Annotated in this window: 12 protein-coding genes; 6 read left to right on the top strand and 6 right to left on the bottom strand. The window is 34.0% G+C overall.

Annotated elements, in window-relative coordinates; translation table 11 throughout:
• Positions 1-61: 61 nt before the first annotated feature.
• Entirely contained in the window at positions 62-733 is a 672-nt protein-coding gene (locus OXU93_RS01220; protein WP_267384021.1) for an ester cyclase, read from the bottom strand.
• A gap of 1,405 nt (positions 734-2,138) precedes the next feature.
• Here OXU93_RS01220 and OXU93_RS01215 point away from each other — a divergent pair.
• On the top strand, positions 2,139-4,475 hold the full coding sequence (locus OXU93_RS01215; RefSeq protein ID WP_267384020.1) for an ATP-dependent helicase: 2,337 nt from the start codon (positions 2,139-2,141) through the stop codon (positions 4,473-4,475).
• A 98-nt stretch (positions 4,476-4,573) separates the two neighbouring features.
• On the opposite strand, the gene OXU93_RS01210 is transcribed toward OXU93_RS01215, so the two are convergent.
• From OXU93_RS01210 to pyrF, 3 genes are all read right to left on the bottom strand, one after another.
• A complete protein-coding gene (locus tag OXU93_RS01210; protein WP_267384019.1) occupies positions 4,574-5,665 on the bottom strand; it encodes an AI-2E family transporter in 1,092 nt (363 codons plus the stop codon).
• 121 nt (positions 5,666-5,786) lie between these two features.
• Positions 5,787-6,335 (bottom strand): hypothetical protein, encoded by a 549-nt coding sequence (locus OXU93_RS01205; protein ID WP_267384018.1) that lies wholly within the window; start codon positions 6,333-6,335, stop codon positions 5,787-5,789.
• The gene (pyrF, locus tag OXU93_RS01200) at positions 6,332-7,033 is read right to left on the bottom strand and encodes an orotidine-5'-phosphate decarboxylase (protein ID WP_267384017.1); all 702 of its coding nucleotides are present in this window, start codon (positions 7,031-7,033) and stop codon (positions 6,332-6,334) included. Before pyrF ends, OXU93_RS01205 begins: the two co-directional genes overlap by 4 nt.
• Before the next feature lie 735 nt (positions 7,034-7,768).
• Between pyrF and OXU93_RS01195 the strand changes: the two genes are divergently transcribed.
• Entirely contained in the window at positions 7,769-8,902 is a 1,134-nt protein-coding gene (locus OXU93_RS01195; protein ID WP_267384016.1) for a glycosyltransferase, read from the top strand.
• A 624-nt stretch (positions 8,903-9,526) separates the two neighbouring features.
• On the opposite strand, the gene OXU93_RS01190 is transcribed toward OXU93_RS01195, so the two are convergent.
• Together OXU93_RS01190 and OXU93_RS01185 are read right to left on the bottom strand one after the other, a co-directional pair.
• Positions 9,527-9,736 (bottom strand): glycogen debranching protein, encoded by a 210-nt coding sequence (locus OXU93_RS01190; protein WP_267384015.1) that lies wholly within the window; start codon positions 9,734-9,736, stop codon positions 9,527-9,529.
• A gap of 57 nt (positions 9,737-9,793) precedes the next feature.
• Positions 9,794-10,468 carry a response regulator transcription factor gene (locus OXU93_RS01185; RefSeq protein WP_267384014.1) on the bottom strand — a complete coding sequence of 225 codons (675 nt, stop codon included), beginning with the start codon at positions 10,466-10,468 and terminating at the stop codon, positions 9,794-9,796.
• Positions 10,469-10,894: 426 nt separating this feature from the next.
• Between OXU93_RS01185 and dapF the strand changes: the two genes are divergently transcribed.
• From dapF to OXU93_RS01165, 4 genes are all read left to right on the top strand, one after another.
• On the top strand, positions 10,895-11,734 hold the full coding sequence (dapF, locus tag OXU93_RS01180; protein ID WP_267384013.1) for a diaminopimelate epimerase: 840 nt from the start codon (positions 10,895-10,897) through the stop codon (positions 11,732-11,734).
• 77 nt (positions 11,735-11,811) lie between these two features.
• Complete coding sequence (locus tag OXU93_RS01175; RefSeq protein WP_267384012.1) at positions 11,812-12,231, top strand: BlaI/MecI/CopY family transcriptional regulator; 420 nt, start codon at positions 11,812-11,814, stop codon at positions 12,229-12,231.
• A 4-nt stretch (positions 12,232-12,235) separates the two neighbouring features.
• On the top strand, positions 12,236-13,090 hold the full coding sequence (locus OXU93_RS01170) for a M56 family metallopeptidase (RefSeq protein WP_267384011.1): 855 nt from the start codon (positions 12,236-12,238) through the stop codon (positions 13,088-13,090).
• Between the two features lie 1,176 nt (positions 13,091-14,266).
• Positions 14,267-15,052 (top strand): ABC transporter ATP-binding protein, encoded by a 786-nt coding sequence (locus OXU93_RS01165; protein WP_267384010.1) that lies wholly within the window; start codon positions 14,267-14,269, stop codon positions 15,050-15,052.
• Positions 15,053-15,101: the final 49 nt, after the last annotated feature.

Raw genomic sequence — 15,101 nt, 5'->3', positions numbered from 1 at the left:
TAAATTTTATATATCCTTTTCTAGGATAAAAATTAGCTAGTTAACCAACAATAAATTTCCATCACTCTTCTTTGCCATGATTAAAAGGATGAGCAGAAGTTAATTTCTGGAGAAAATTACTATTATCAAAATAATGTTCAACTTCGATAATTTTTAAATCATCTGTGACCCTAGCAATACTTAAACCTACAATTTCAATAGTTTGCCCTGTTGGTGAGTTATCTTTATACGGACCGTTAAATGTTCCCCAATGTCGCCACTTAAAAGTAATATTAGGTGGTCCTGATAATACTTCGGTTAATTCCCAGAGAAAGCCATTAGGAAAAGCTTTATGAAATAGTTCAAAAGAAGATTCAAAAGTTTCCCCTTTTGAACTATATTCTTCACAGTCATTAATAAATAAATTGTAAGTTCCCTGGTCGGATACATTTTGGGCTGTATAAAACTGTCCACCATTACTACTCATTCGAAATTTGTCAGTGACAATTGACAGCCATTGTTCAGGATTAGTCTTGTGGGAGGCTTCCATTTCAAAGGTTCTCACCAAGTTTTCAACAATCGCTTCTAGTGACCCCTTAGGATGCTCAAATTGACTTTCTGCTTTAAGAAATTGTTCAGTATGGGAATAATCGGGGCGTTTGCCGTCGCGCCATTCCACCCCCTCATCATTCGCAATTACTGTTTGGCGGTCTTGTACCCAAAGTGGCAATGCATTCGAGTTATCGCTGTTCATTTAACCTACCTTATTGTCTAGTCTACAGTTTTAAGTCATTATCTCTAGATACCTAATATTTTATTTTAAAAATTTCATGATAATTATTAAAGATAGATTAAAGTATTTGTTATAGTGATATCAACTATTTCTTTCTTGAATTGGGTATTTAGAATACTAAGTTTTTTATCTATAACAACTAGGCTGATGAGTTGTTTAATAAATTATAGTTTATATCTATTTATAATTAATGTCGTGATCATTTCTAACTTATACAATATATTTTGTAAGCAATATAAAAGCTAAAAAATAATAAAGAAAACACATTTAACTACTCCTTAATGAATGTGTCAATTTTTAATCTATAGCGTTCTATTGTTTTCTAATAAAAAATATGAATTAATATTGAGATATATGTGATTCAAATAATACCTTTAAATATTTAGCACTATCGGTTATAGTCATACTTAAATCTCCTTATTTTACAAATATAATGCTTATTGATATACACCAGTAACTTTCGCCGTCATCTATCTTATCTGATAGATAAAAAAACTATAGATCGCAAGTAAACTTTGATAGATTTTAACCTTTCAATCCCGTTAGCTTAAGTTTTAGAAATTACAGTATCTATCACTTATTTTTTGGTTTTTCTATTTTTTTCTATCTACTTGAATAATATCCAGATACTGAGACGGAGTTCTGAACTCTTTAACTATAACGATTAATTAATATTATTATTAAATAATAATACTTAGCTGATTTTCTATTTAAGTTTACTAAAACTAATATTAAAATCAAGAACGAAGCAATTACTTAGACTCTCTAACTCTGGAAAATAGTACGAAAAACAAACCAGAAAGATATAATTCCATCAGAAGCAGAAAATAAGTTGTTTTCTATCTGTTTCTGGGCTATAAAATAACAGTTACTGTTAAGGCAATACCTGTCCAAAACAATGTTTTACTTCGAGCAGGACACAGGACAAAAAGTTTCATGGTTTAAGCCTCCTATTGTTCAAACCACTTAGAGTATTCTAATTTTTCAGTAATAACAGTTACATCATATTAATTTTATTTTATATAAAATCTGTAGTATATGAAATTATGTTTAAGAAATTGCGAGACATTTATTCTTGAACAAAATCTACTGCATAAAAGCTGATTTTATTTACAAAAATAATTAAAATATTATAATAGAGGAATAAAGAGGTAAATATAAAGTAAAAGTTTTTGATTCTTTCCGAAGCACATCCAAAAACTAGTCAATATGATTATATAATTAATTTGATGAAATCAGTTACTTTCTAAAAAAAATTAGTAAATATATTTTCTGTATACTTATTGATTACTTAAATACTTACCTAATAAATACTGTGTAAACAATAAAAAATGAATAAACTATTCATAACTTAAAAATTACTATTGTGTTAGATTCAACAATTTATAATAAATTACAAAAACTCCGAGATAGTTTACGTCCAGGACAACAACAGTTAGCAGATTGGGAAAGAGGAGAAATGGCAATATCTGCAGTTCCTGGAGCTGGTAAATCTTATAGTTTAGCGGTAGCAGCAGCTATCATCATTGGACGTCATCAATTACACTCAAAAAAACAATTGATTATCGTGACTTATACTCGTTCTGCGGCGGCGAGCATTAAATATAAAATTAAAAAATGTTTGAAAGAATTACGATTATCTCAAACAGGTTTTGTGGTGCAAACTTTACATAGCTTAGCACTTAATATTGCTAGTCGCAATCCTAATGTGTCTCAACTTAATTTAGACACGGCTACCATTGTTATTCCTACTCCCAGTCATCGTATTATTCGGACCTCTGTAGAAGAGTGGATTAATGCTAACCCTCATTACTATCAAGTTTTATTAAAAGGATTCCAATTTGATGGAGAAGAAGCAGAAAGACTACGTCGTCAATCAGTATTACGTACTGAAGTTTTACCTAAATTAGCTCATATTGTTATTCGTGAAGCTAAAAGTTCAGGATTATCCCCCCGAGAGGTTGCACAACTCAGTAAATATTCAGCAGATTATTATAATCATTTAGAAATAGGAGCGGGGTTATATAAACAGTATGAAAAAGTAATGAGATCATTAGATTTCATTGACTATGATGACATCACTTTAGCGTCTTTACGTGTTTTAGAAAATACCAATATTCGCCACCGTTTGCAACAAGAAACCTTTGCTGTTTTTGAAGATGAGGCTCAAGATTCTAGTCCTCTTCAAGAGAAATTAATTAACTTATTAGCTCAAGATTCAAATTATGTTGATAAGCCACCTAACTTGATTCGAGTTGGTGATCCTAACCAAGCAATTAATTCCACTTTCACTCCTGCTAATCCTATTTATTTTAATTGGTTTTGTAAACGCTGTGAAGCTAAGAATAACTTAGCAGTTATGGATCAAGCTGGACGTAGTAGTCAGGTTATTATCGATGCAGCTAACTTCACTCTAAGTTGGGTTAATAGTCAATGGATAAATAAGACAAAAGATAGTCATAGTCAAGGAAAAGAATTCAATAAATCTTTCTTGTATTTAAACAAAGAGAATATTCCTTTTCGCACACAATATATTTATCCTCTTAAAAAGAATGATACTCAATCTAATCCTAAATCTGTGGGAAGAGGATTAGAAATTTATACACCAGAAGATATATATGAGACCGTTAAATTAATAGAGAAAAGAGTTGTAAATTTATTAATAAATAACCCTAAACATAACTCAGCTATTTTAGTTAGAGAAAACCGTCAAAGTCGATTCTTAGCAGAAAGTCTAGCTCATTTAAAAAAAGACCACGGAATTCAAATTTATGAAGTAAGAGAAGTAGAACAATTTTCCAAAATTCCTGAGGAAATACTTAAAATATTACAATTCATTGATCGTCCTCACTCTACAGAATATTTAAAATCAGCCTTAGAAGTTTTAGAAAAACGAGATTTAATTGCGGCTCAAGATCTCAATATGCTAGTCACCTATCCAGAAAATTTTCTTTATCCAAACCCCTTAATTAAGACACACAAACAACAAGTATTACAGGCTCGTAATTACTGCTGTAATCTTTTACAGGCTAAGTTAGAACTGCCATTCTATCAACTGATACCATTTTTAGGAATGACCCTTAGATATACAGGGTCAGAATTAGCTACAGTACAAAAACTTTCTGATCGTATTAATCGACAAATTGCAGAGAAAAACTCCTTAAAAGAAACTATTAAAATACTTAGAGAAATTGTTAGTATTGAAGGATTTGAAGAAGTAGAAGAAGACAATGAAGAGCGTTACACCAAAGCCAATCAAGTAACAATTATTACTATGCATAAAGCCAAAGGGCTAGATTGGGACTATGTCTTTATTCCCTTTCTGCATAAAGATATTCTACCTGGTAATCCTTGGGTTCCTAATGCAGCTAAATTTCTAGGAGATTTTGATTTAGCAGAAGTTGCTCGTGCCCAAATTCGAGCAGTAGTCCACAACCAACACATCACCAAAGGATTAGTTCATGAAATACCTGAGCCTAAAAAAGCCTGGGAAGAAGCAGCACAATTGAAAAAGGCTGAAGAATACCGCTTACTTTATGTAGCAATGACAAGGGCAAAACGCCTATTATGGATGTCTGCTGCCCATCTGGGACCCTTTCGTTGGAGTGTTTTTCGAGGAAATAAAACAATTAATTTACAATCTAAAGCTCCCTCTCCCATCATACCAATTTTGAAAAAACAATTTCCTAAATCAGTTATATAAGTATTTACCTTGTTTAAATTCTCTAAATCTATCAGTTTTTACTATTATCCATAGTATTACGAAGATATCTTTCAATAAGTAGAAGAAATTATAGAGAATTACTCATGTTCTGAGAGAGAAATTGCTTGTCCTTGAGCTTGCAATTTAGGAATTAAATAAAGGTTTTGCAGTAAGACTCCTGCACCGGCTACCCAAGGAGGAACAATTAATGCTCCCAAAATTCCCAAGATTTGAACTCCACTCAACACCGCCAATAATTGGTATAAGGGAGAAACATTGACCGAAGATCCCACTAACAAGGGATCAAGCACATAGGTTTCTACATTCTGAATGAATAAAAATAGCAACAGAACCCAAAGAAACATCCACCCCCCTTGGGCGATTGCTACAATCAGGGCGGGGATTGATCCTAAAACAGGACCAAAAAAGGGTATTAAATTAGTAATTCCAGCAATAGTTCCTAAACCTAAGGCAAACTCAGAAATGCCTAGAAATCTAAGTCCTAAGCTAATAGCCAACCCCAAAATAGATGAGACTAAAAGCCTCCCCTGAATATAACCCCCCATTCGTTGACTAATCGGAATAATCTGGGCTTCTAAACGTTCATCCCAGGGGTAAGGAAATAAATTAACAATGTCCTTAATTAATTTTTTTGATCCTGATAACATATAAGCAGAGAACAAAACTGCTAAGATTACGTTCAGAACTCCCCCCAGAATACCCCGTGTAACGCCGCTTACACCAATGAGAAATTTTTGACTGTAACTCAATGTCCAAGACACCAGAGATTGGATATCTAATAGTTGGTTAATGAAATCGAGGACCTCAGGGTGAGTAAAGCCTCGTCTAGTGACTAAATTCTGAAATTCTGTCTGTAAAATATCTAGATATCCGGGTAACTTATCGAATAACTGTTGAATTTGGGCAATAATTGTTGGACCTAATATTAAACTAATCCCAGTTATTAAGCTAAGTAAGCCTAAATAAACAAGAATTACAGCTAGCCAAGAGGAAATCCCTCGTCTTTCTACACTTTTTACTAAAGGAGCCAGAGTGGAAGAAATAACTACTGCAATCATCAAAATCACCAAAAGATTTCGTAGTTGCCATAATATAACCAACAGTAAACCGGCTCCTACTAGTAGTAGTAAGCTAGATGTAGAAATGGAAATTCGTCGCTCAGGCATCATAGTTTTGTTGAACTCAAATTAGCTGGTAAGGAGTTAGCTAGGTATTCCAGGCTACAATTATCGAGCATCTCATCACAATCATCCCACTGTTCTTTCTCCTCATGTTAATTATTATTTCTCATTAATCATTAAGTTTGATGACTCCTGCACGGCAATCCCGTAACCATAAACGAATACCCTGTCCGATTGGCCCATTACTGGCGTCTTTAGGAGGTAGGGGAAGACCTCCATCGTTAAGAGAAGCTAATTGAGAGAACAACATTACTGCTCGCCACCCTTTCTCTGTTTGAGCTAGAAATAGCCAATAATAATTTTCTAAAGTCACCTGACTTTCTTCTCCATACTGGCGTTCCAAGGTAGTAAAAAAGACTTGTTGGGCTGTATCTTTAAGAACGGGTTGATATTGTAAATTTGTTAAGGGTAACGGTTCAAATTCTGGCTTACCTATCACTAAAACATATAGAGATGGAGAAAAAGGACGATCTTTCAATCCTTTTCGCTGAATTACCCTATTAGTGTAACTGGGCAAATCTTTCAACATCAACTCGGTCAACTTTTGAAGATCGGATGGGCAAGAGGTTAACTGAGGAGTATTTTGAGAATATACCCCTGATGGTTTGCCTAAGCAACCTACTGTTATTAACAGTCCCATCAATGTTTGTCTCATCATACCATTTCTAATTCTTTGCAAATTTTCTCCCATGCTGCTGCTGGATCATTTGCCATTGTAATAGGACGGCCAATAACTAAATAATCTGCCCCCGCTTTCATCGCCTCCAAAGGAGTCATTACTCTTCTCTGATCTCCAGTCTCAAACCAACTTGGTCGTATCCCTGGACAAATCAGCAGAAAATCTTCCCCACATACCTGCCGCAGTTGACTTACCTCTCTAGGAGAACAAACAGCTCCATTTATGCCATGTTTTTTGGCTAATATAGCCATTTGTAAGATATAATCAGATAAATCATGAGTAACTTGAAGGTCAACAGTTAACTCTCGTGAACTCAAACTGGTCAGTAAAGTTACAGCTAATAATTGGGTACGAGATGCAGTGTTACTAATAGCTTTTGTAGCCGCTTGTAAAGCGGCTCGTCCGGCTGTAGCATGGAGGGTAAGGAAATCTACCCCATATTCGCTGGCACTACGACAAGCCCCCGCTATAGTGTTAGGAATATCGTGGAATTTGAGGTCTAGAAAAATACGTTTTTCTCGTTCTTTGAGAATAGTTAGAATATCTGGTCCAGTAGCTACAAATAATTCTAGTCCTACTTTCCAAAAGTTGACCTGAGGCAACTTATCCAAAAGTGTTATCGCTTCAGTTAAATTAGGAACATCCAGGGAAACAATAACCTGACTAACCGGTGACATGATATTAGTGTATTAGTGATATTAGTATATTAGTATATTAGAAGTTGCAAATTATAGTTTGTCATTTCTTCTCTCTTCTCATTGAGAGAATATTACCTAAGTAAGTGTTTTTAAATAAATGAAATAGATGATATCTTTGTGTTTTTATCGACACTTAATATTTAAAAGTATGTCACTTTAATCTCTATTGTTTATGATAAATATTTTGCATAATACTTTGTTTGACTATTTTAGTTAAGCTGTTCTCAGTCATTCTTAATGTTGATTTATTTTTTTTTAACTCTACTTTTCTCATTTTAGATCTAGTTCTAAACCATGAATAATCATAAAGAAAAATATTTATGATTATTTTTTAGTTATTTTATTTGATATTTTTTCTGTCTTTAAACTCGATAAAATTACTCTACTTTGGGCGCCTACTTTTCGTAAAAAACTACAATATCTCTTTTAATAATTTATTTAGTCCATAACTCATCCTCAGCTATATTTCATAGTAATTATACTTGGTACACAATTTTATTCCCCTCTTAGACTTAAATACAATATCTTTACTATTGTTTTGGAAAATATTTTTATATTACAAGTAAACTCTGGTAGTATTTCCCTTTATAATTTCATTATTTTTAGACATACTAATATCTAATTTATCTCTTTTTTCTATCTTACACTTATTTAAGCTTACTTAGAGGTACCGTAATCGCATATATTACTATTTGTCCCTGAATAGTGAATCTTATGCGAGTTGCCTTATTCACAGAGACCTTTTTACCGAAAATTGACGGAATTGTCACCCGTCTACGTCATACAGTTGAACATTTACAGCGTAATGGTGATCAAGTATTAGTCTTCTGTCCTGACGGAGGTATCACTGAATACAAAGGATCTAAAGTTCATGGAGTCAAAGGAATTTCCCTGCCTCTATACCCAGAATTAAAATTAGCCATTCCTACTCCCACTGTCGGTAAAACAATAGAACGATTTAAACCCGATTTAATTCATGTAGTAAATCCTGCTATTTTAGGGCTAGGAGGAATTTATTTCGCTAAAACAATGAATATTCCACTTATAGCTTCTTATCACACTCATTTACCCCAATATTTACAACATTACGGATTAGGATCATTAGAAGGATTACTTTGGGAACTGTTAAAATTAGGACATAATCAGGCACAATTAAACCTCTGTACTTCAACAGCTATGGTGAATGAATTAGTAATCCATGGTATTGAGCGAGTTGATCTATGGCAACGGGGTGTGGATACGGAAATGTTTCAACCTCATTTAGGTTCTGAACAGATGCGATCACGGTTATCAGCAGGACATCCTGAATGTCCTTTATTATTGTATGTCGGACGAGTTTCTCCAGAAAAGCAAATTGAGAATATAAAACCTGTTCTGGAAGCTATTCCTGATGCTCGTTTAGCTATTGTCGGAGACGGGCCTCATAAAGAAACATTAAAAGCCTATTTTGCCGATACTAAGACAAATTTTGTGGGTTATCTCCAAGGATTAGAATTAGCTGCCGCCTTTGCCTCATCAGATGCTTTTATTTTTCCTTCACGGACGGAAACCCTAGGATTAGTCTTATTAGAAGCTATGGCTGCAGGATGTCCCGTAGTAGCCGCCAATTCTGGAGGAATACCTGATATTGTTACTGATGGGATTAATGGATATCTATTTGAGCCAACTGATGTTGATGGCGCTATTGTTGCAACTCAACGTTTATTAGCGGCAACAGGAGAACGAGAAAAATTGCGAGGGAATGCTCGTCTTGAGGCAGAACGTTGGAGTTGGGGAGCTGCCACTTCCCAATTACGTGATTATTATCAAAAAATTCTTCAAGAAGAATCTTTATCAACTGCAGCTTAAATTTACTCTAAATAATCTTTGTAGCAATGTTTCCTAAAACGTCGCTACAAAGATTATTTAACATAAAAGAGTTGAAATTATAAAAATCAATCAGGAGATCCTATCAATAATTTTGTTTTAAATATTCATACTACTTATAGTTTGCCAATAAAATAGAAGAAATATTAAAGATGTGTATTTATAACCGACTAATTTATCCCTTCTTGTACGAGAGAGGAAAGGACAGTAAAAACAGCGATTATTGCAATGATACTCAACCTAACTAAACTAATAAATTAAATAATTACAAAACAAACTAAAATTATTACTATCGGCCTTAGTGGTAATAATTTTAGTTTGTGGTATCGAGTCTTAAAGTCTTTATAAGAGTAATTTTTTTTTATATTTTCATCGACTGTCCGAGTTAACTGTCATTAAATACTTAAAAATGATTAATTCGAATAATTCCAACATCATAATAAAATGAACAAACTGTGATTAGATGTGAATCAGTTCTGGAATATCTACCATCATGAATAGTTTCTCAGCCTAAAGTAAATGTTTTACATAGATCAACCTATCACCTGTTTTACTATAATCTGCACAGAAAGTGAGCACAACTAACGACAATTAAAACAATTTAAATTAAAAATTCAGCTTGAGAGCATTAACCGGGACTTCATCCCAAGAGTCTACGATTCTGAGAGTAGCGCTCCAACCTTCTTGTTTTTTTTGCTCACTTAAGTCCTTAAGCCAAGTTTGGTGACATTTTATGGCTGTTGCTTCATTGCAACAGGCAATACAAGAATAAATAATCCCACAGGGATCGGTTTGTTCATTAACCCAAATTGTCATTTTTAAGAATTATCCTAAATGTTCGTGAAAACTTATAATTAATTGGTTTCTAGATTTTCAAGAATCAATTAAATGATGATCGAGGGCGAATCGTACTAATTCAGCACGGTTATTTGTTTCAGTTTTTCGAAGTAAGCTACTAACATATTTTTCGACTGTTCTAGGACTTAAATGTAGTTTTTTGCCGATATCCCCATTAGACAACCCAGTTGTTAGTAAATTGAGGACTTGGACTTCTCGTGAAGTAAAATGAAAAGAATTAGGAATAAAACGATTATAAATCGCTGTTTCTTGAGAAAACTTGTTTTTTTGATTTCTGAAAAATTCCGGTTTAGAGAAACTCCATTCAGACTGGATCATTTGGGTTCGTTCTAAAAGATTACGAACTACCGCCTTAAGTTCCTCCATTTCAAAGGGTTTGGGGAGATAAATATCACATCCAACCTCATATCCTTGGATTCGTTCTCCTATACTATCTCGTTCGGTCAGAAAAATCACTGGTAAAAGACGGAATTCTGGTAACTGTCGTAGATAGCGTACTACAGTATAGCCATCCTTTAGGGGCATTTTAATATCGGATATGAGCAAATGAGGATGATAAGTTCCTAAAAGAGACAAGGCTTCTTGTCCATTTCTGGCAGTTATGACCGAATAACTGTAAAGTTCTAAATAATCTTTGACAGCTAATCGAATCCCTGGATCATCATCAGCTACTAAGATTAGTAATGGCATAAATACAAAACAGTCTAAATCTTTACTTTTACCTACAACCAAGCAGTGGCTGTCCCGTAGGGTCATTCTAGCATTGGCGGCAGAGAATCCACAGAAAAGCCTTGGGGAAACTTAGTTTGTAATCTTTCTATAATCTTTGATTAAATCAAAGAGAGACTAAAATCTTTTAAGTCTTTGAGACTATAAATTTAATCAAAACAATTAATCATAAATTTTAAGATTCTTTGTTTCGCTTTATGAGTTATCAAAGACTGGAGAATTTATCCGAAAATAGTACCAATACCGGTACCAACCAATATTTCATCTTATATTCAGTGATTTTTTTGCAAAAGAGCAATTAATTAATCTTTCCAAGAAAGATTAGGAAGATCTTGTTGATTATTATCTAATTGATTAATAATTGTTAGTACTAATGGGAAATTAAACATGGCTATTGAGTTTACTAAGTATCATGGATTGGGTAACGATTTTATTTTAATTGATAATCGTTTGAATAATTCGCCTTTAGTTTCTCCAGAACAGACTATTCAAATGTGTGATCGTCATTTTGGAATTGGGGCGGATGGAGTAATTTTTGCTCTCCTAGGAACAGACAATACTGACTACACTATGAGAATTTTTAATTCTGACGGTTCTGAACCGCAAATGTGTGGTAACGGGGTTCGCTGTCTAGCTCGTTTTATCACTCAGCTAGAAGGGAAAGAAATCCCAGGAAAAACTTATTCTATTCATACCCTAGCAGGAGTGATTCCTCTTCGTTTAGAGGACGAGGGACAGGTAAGAGTAGAGATGGGAACTCCTAATCTGTCTGCCAATGAAATTCCTACCACACTAGGGAATCCTAACGAAACAGTGATTAATCAATCCTTAGTTGTGGACGGAAAACCCTGGTTAGTCACCTGTGTGAGTATGGGTAACCCCCACTGTGTTACTTTTATTGAAAATACATCAGCGATCGACCTAGTTGTCCTGGGTCCTCAATTTGAACACAATAAGATGTTTCCCGAGCGTGTAAATACCGAATTCATCGAGGTAGTTCGCCCTGATTATCTAAAAATGCTAGTTTGGGAAAGGGGTGTAGGAGCAACTTTAGCTTGTGGAACCGGAGCCTGTGCATCTGTGGTAGCTGGTGTGTTAACAGGAAACTGTAATCGTAACTGCACGGTGGAACTGCCAGGAGGTTGTTTAACGATTGAATGGTCTGAAGTTGATAATAAACTCTACATGACAGGACCAGCTCAAAAGGTGTTCACAGGAAAATATTAAAAATAGTTTGATGTAATAGGACGTGATTAAGTCCAGAAATGTTAGGATGGAAGACCATTTAGAAAAAATATAGACTCATGTCTCCTTTGCCCAACTATCGACCCCGAAAACTTTCCCTCGGACATCTAGAAGCCGAGATTTTAGAAATTATCTGGGACTTAGAAACCGCTACGGTAAAGCAAATTCACGATCGCATTTTATCCGATCCTGAACGAGAGTTAGCTTATGCTTCTGTCACAACCGTTTTACATCGTCTCACTCAAAAAGGATGGCTAAAATATTCTAAAAAAGGGAGAGCTTTTTCGTGGCATCCCCTTGTATCTCGCGAACAAGCAAGGGCGATACAAGCTTATGAACAATTGCAGCAATTTTTAGCCATTAGCAATCCCGACATTGTGGCAGCTTTTGCGGATAGTTTAGATATAGCTAGTCTAGAACAGTTAGACGCAATCACGTCTCGTCTACAAGCCATTCGTCGTCAACGGGAGGAAACTTAAAGTTATGCACTTATTAATGATAGTGGTGTCCCTGATTTTAGCTTGGAGTATACGTCTTTATACTCCCTTATCTTATATACCTTGGACAACTCGCTGGCAACGATCACTGTTTTGTTTTGTATTCTCTCCTTTGCTATTGTTGATGACTGCTATCGCAGTTGTGGTGATGGGATGTCACGGAAAAATGTTAGGGTGGCAATCTAGTTGGTATGGTTACTTACTCTCAATAGGGTTTCTTCTCTTTACTATCACATCCATTATCAAACTAGCTTTTCAAGGATGGCGATCTATCCAAATGACTAATAATTATCCTCAAAAAATTGTTGAGGGAAAAACTGTAAGACTGCTTGACACTTCTTTTCCTTACAGTGCACAGGTTGGTTTTTGGAATTCTAAATTAGTTGTTAGTCAAGGACTTTTAGATACCCTAGATAAGGAGCATTTAAACGCCGTTATTGCTCATGAAGAGGCTCATACTCAATACCGAGATACATTTTGGTTTGTCCTTTTAGGTTGGCTAGGTTATATTACTCCTTGGTTGCCCAATACTAATGAGCTATGGCAGGATTTATTGTTGTTACGGGAAATTAGGGCTGATCGACGAGCCTCTCAGCAGGTTGACCCCTTACTAATTGCCGAGTCATTAGTATTAGTGACAAAAAGAACCCACACAATTTCGGAAAACATTACAACAGGAATCATGGAAGCCACCTTTCATGACAAAGTAATTTCTAGTCGTTTAAATGAACGAATTGATGCTTTGTTAAGTGAGTCAAAAAATCAGATCATTACTTCTTGGAAATTGAGTTGTATTTTATTGACTTTGTCTCCATTGATTTTGATTCCTTTTCATGGCTAAGTTAATAACTTTTAAAAGTATTTATTTGTGCTAATTTAGTCGTCGGTACTCAAAACTATAGAATTGACTTAGCTAAACACATTTTTCTAAAATCCTATGTCTTATGTTCTCCTAACATATTGTATTTTATTTCCGTATCAAGTAGTTTCAGATTTGTAGAAGTGTTTAAACATTGGATTGATTTGTTATTAATTTTATTTAATGGCATTCAGTGTTAATTTTACTAAATATTTCACGAAAGTATTGATTGTTATCTAATTCAAGATCATAAAATTATCAGTTAATAGGCGTAGACAGTAATGTAACAAGAGAGTTCAATATCTTTCTACACACTCTTGTTTATTCTATTTTTGTGAAAAATTGTAACTTATTTATTGTTTAAAGAATCTGTCCGTAAATTATTTGTCTAAATTATATTTGCCGATAGTTTTTTTCAATCTTTAACTTTTAAAGCTTTCTATTTTCTTAGACTAGAACATGATTTTTTATTCTTATTTTTTATTTTCTTAGATTATGAGTCAACTTTGATAGTTTCTCTCCTTCAATCATGTATGTCAGCTAAATTATCAGTATTTATTGCTTCTTTTAAAAATTTTCTATTTTTTGCTTATTTACAATCATCCATTTGAACATAAATAATTAAAGAGTATCCTAATTCCAAAATTTACTATTATATTAAATTAAAATAATATGGTATTTGTAGTTATTTGATATTTATCATTTGTTTGTTAACAAACGATTCTATAGCAATTACTGTACTGATTGAACATTTTTTAATAAATTCATGATGTTTTCTTTGAAATATTTAAAATTTATTTTTTAAGTTAATTTTCCACAGCTTCTTAAGCTTCTTCTTTTTTTATATAAAAAAAGAAAAATTTTTTATATTAAGATTCGAGTATAGAAATTTACTTAGCTTGAGGACATGGTTTTTCTATTATCATAGTTTACACAATAATGGTTGAAGTAATGAAAACAACTAATCTACTTTAAACTCTATTGTTTTATGCTAAACATTATTTCATGACTAACTTAGCATAATTCTAATCGCCTCCAACTGTAGATTAAAAATATATCCTAGCAGTCAATGATAAGGTGAGTCATAATAAGGTCAAAATCCTAGTCTTTTCCACGACAGGTAAGTTAGTTATATAACCCCAATATAGTACTTAATCAATGGCAAAAGAACCATTAATTGAACTCAAAGGAGTCAGTAAAACCTTTGGTGATCAAGTTATTCTCGATCAAATTGATTTGACAGTTTATCGAGGGGAAGCACTTGTGATTATTGGACCATCAGGAACTGGTAAATCAACTATCCTAAGACTTATAGCTGGATTACTCCCAATAGATAGAGGGGAAATTTATATCAAAGGAAAATTACGCAAAGGATTGATTGATGATGACAATAAACCTATGCGAATTGCTCTTGTTTTTCAACAAGCAGCCCTTTTTGATTCTCTCAATGTTGATGAAAACGTAGGATTTTTCCTTTACGAACATTCTAAACTCCCTCGTAAAAAAATTCGTCAATTAGTTGAGACAAAATTAGCGATGGTTGGCTTACAGGGAATGGCTACTCGCTATCCTTCTCAACTTTCTGGAGGAATGCGTAAACGAGTTAGCTTTGCTAGGGCTTTGATTGCTGATCCTGATAATCCAGTCGATAATCCTGAAATTGTTCTCTATGATGAACCAACGGCAGGATTAGATCCGATTTCCTCCACTGTTATTGAAGATTTAGTCCGTAGTCTTCAAAAAAGCCCTGGAGGATGTGATACGTATGTCATGGTAAGTCACCAAGATAGTACCATTCGTCGGACTGCTGATCGTGTAATTTTTCTCTATGGCGGTAAAATTCAATGGGAAGGTGCGATTAATGAGATCGATAGTAATGATAACCCTCTGATGCGACAATTTTTTAGTGCTAGTGTTCAAGGTCCAATTCGAGTCATCGATTAAGCTATATAGGAGAAAATTTATGCAATGAAACATATCTAACTAATTGTCC

It is taken from the genome of Cyanobacterium sp. uoEpiScrs1 (assembly GCF_947331815.1).
GTDB lineage: Bacteria > Cyanobacteriota > Cyanobacteriia > Cyanobacteriales > Microcystaceae > Rippkaea.
Note: the sequence above shows the minus strand (reverse complement) of the source record. Positions and strands in the feature narration are given on the sequence as shown.

Excerpts from the sequence above, each read along its gene's own strand:
- pyrF (WP_267384017.1), bottom strand. The coding sequence starts at position 7,033 with ATGTCACCGGTTAGTCAGGTTATTGTTTCCCTGGATGTTCCTAATTTA.
- OXU93_RS01220 (WP_267384021.1), bottom strand. The coding sequence starts at position 733 with ATGAACAGCGATAACTCGAATGCATTGCCACTTTGGGTACAAGACCGC.
- OXU93_RS01195 (WP_267384016.1), top strand. The coding sequence starts at position 7,769 with ATGCGAGTTGCCTTATTCACAGAGACCTTTTTACCGAAAATTGACGGA.
- OXU93_RS01185 (WP_267384014.1), bottom strand. The coding sequence starts at position 10,468 with ATGCCATTACTAATCTTAGTAGCTGATGATGATCCAGGGATTCGATTA.
- OXU93_RS01165 (WP_267384010.1), top strand. The coding sequence starts at position 14,267 with ATGGCAAAAGAACCATTAATTGAACTCAAAGGAGTCAGTAAAACCTTT.
- OXU93_RS01205 (WP_267384018.1), bottom strand. The coding sequence starts at position 6,335 with ATGATGAGACAAACATTGATGGGACTGTTAATAACAGTAGGTTGCTTA.
- OXU93_RS01175 (WP_267384012.1), top strand. The coding sequence starts at position 11,812 with ATGTCTCCTTTGCCCAACTATCGACCCCGAAAACTTTCCCTCGGACAT.
- dapF (WP_267384013.1), top strand. The coding sequence starts at position 10,895 with ATGGCTATTGAGTTTACTAAGTATCATGGATTGGGTAACGATTTTATT.
- OXU93_RS01170 (WP_267384011.1), top strand. The coding sequence starts at position 12,236 with ATGCACTTATTAATGATAGTGGTGTCCCTGATTTTAGCTTGGAGTATA.
- OXU93_RS01210 (WP_267384019.1), bottom strand. The coding sequence starts at position 5,665 with ATGATGCCTGAGCGACGAATTTCCATTTCTACATCTAGCTTACTACTA.
- OXU93_RS01190 (WP_267384015.1), bottom strand. The coding sequence starts at position 9,736 with ATGACAATTTGGGTTAATGAACAAACCGATCCCTGTGGGATTATTTAT.